At 68.3% G+C, this 278-nt stretch carries 1 pseudogene; it reads left to right on the forward strand.

Annotation, left to right across the window (positions count from 1 at the left end):
• A pseudogene (locus tag SCA31_RS23100) lies at nucleotides 1–278 on the forward strand (poly-beta-hydroxybutyrate polymerase); the annotation flags it as partial.

A 278-nucleotide genomic window follows, 5' to 3' on the forward strand; every position in this document is an offset into this window, starting at 1 on the left:
GATGGCGCCGACGAACTTTCCGTTCAGCAATCCGGAAGTCTTGCAGCGCGCCGCCGCGACGCTGGGCATGAGCGTGGCCCAGGGCATGGGCAACGCGCTCGACGACGCGCGGCGCCTGGCAAGCGGCCAGCCGCCGGCCGCGCCCGATGAGTTCGCGGTGGGCCGCAATCTCGCCGTGACGCACGGCAAGGTGGTGTACCGCAACCATTTGATCGAGCTGATTCAATACAGCCCCACAACGGCCGATGTGCTGGCCGAGCCGGTGCTGATCGTGCCGG

Origin of the sequence: Chryseobacterium sp. SIMBA_028 (genome assembly GCF_046535285.1) — a bacterium.
Classification (GTDB): domain Bacteria; phylum Bacteroidota; class Bacteroidia; order Flavobacteriales; family Weeksellaceae; genus Chryseobacterium.